The organism is Streptosporangium sp. NPDC006013 (genome assembly GCF_040614275.1).
Lineage (GTDB): Bacteria > Actinomycetota > Actinomycetes > Streptosporangiales > Streptosporangiaceae > Streptosporangium.
In genome coordinates this window covers 1-1,003 of the sequence record NZ_JBEXUE010001004.1, presented here as the reverse complement: position 1 = coordinate 1,003, position 1,003 = coordinate 1, and the positions used below count along the sequence as shown (strand labels likewise).

At 67.4% G+C, this 1,003-nt stretch carries 1 protein-coding gene; it reads left to right on the top strand.

All coding sequences use genetic code 11. The annotated features are described in order from the left end of the window. The first annotated feature begins 94 nt into the window (after positions 1-94). Entirely contained in the window at positions 95-826 is a 732-nt protein-coding gene (locus tag ABZ260_RS51610; RefSeq protein ID WP_355633404.1) for a right-handed parallel beta-helix repeat-containing protein, read from the top strand. The last annotated feature ends 177 nt before the right edge of the window (positions 827-1,003 follow it).

The following is a 1,003-nucleotide window of genomic DNA, read 5'->3' as shown; positions in this document are numbered from 1 at the left end:
CCGACCCGATCCTGCGGATGATCGGGATCAGCAAGGAGTTTCCCGGCGTCAAGGCGCTGACCGGCGTGGACTTCAGACTCCTGCCGGGGGAGGTGTGTCGGGCACGATCTCCTGCTCCGGGATGCTCAAGGTCACCTCCAACAAGACGATCCTCGGCAACTCCGGCGCCGTCATCTCCGGCTGCGGTTTCAACATCTCCGAGGCGTCCAACGTCATCGTCCGCAACCTGACCTTCCGCAACTGGAACGACGACGGCATCCAGGTCCAGTACTCCACCCGGGTCTGGATCGACCACAACTCCTTCAGCAACGGCTACGACGGAGCCGTGGACGTCAAGCGCGCCAGCGACTACGTCACGATCTCCTGGAACCGGGTCTCCAGCCACGACAAGACCATGCTGCTCGGCCATGACGACGGCAACGCCAGTGAGGACACCGGCAAGCTGCGCGTCACCTATCACCACAACTGGTTCGACGGCACCAACCAGCGCCACCCGCGGGTCCGCTTCGGCAACCCGGTGCACGTCTACAACAACTACTACGGCAACGTCGGCAGCGGCGGCGGGTACGGCGTGGCGTCCACGAAGAACGCCGGCGTCCTGGTCGAGGGCAACTACTTCGAGAACACCCCCGACCCCTACCACCGCGGCGAGGGCTCCTCTCCCGCCGCCAACCTGGTCGCCCGCAACAACCACTTCGTCAACTCCGGTGCCGGGGACGCGGGCGGCAGCGTCGCCTCCATCCCCTACTCCTACTCGCTCGACACCGCCTCCAGCGTCAAGTCGATCGTGACCGGCGGCGCCGGCGCCGGCCGGATCTCGGTCTGATCCGGACTGCTCCAGGTCCGCCCCTGACCCGGACCTGGCGCGGGCCCGTCAGGGCCTGAACGGAACACCTCCAACGGCTCCCGCGGGCGATGCCCGCGGGGGGCCGACGTGATCCACGCCGGTCGAACGGCACGTCGACGGGACCGTCGAGCTGGACGTTCAGGCCGCACTGACGCC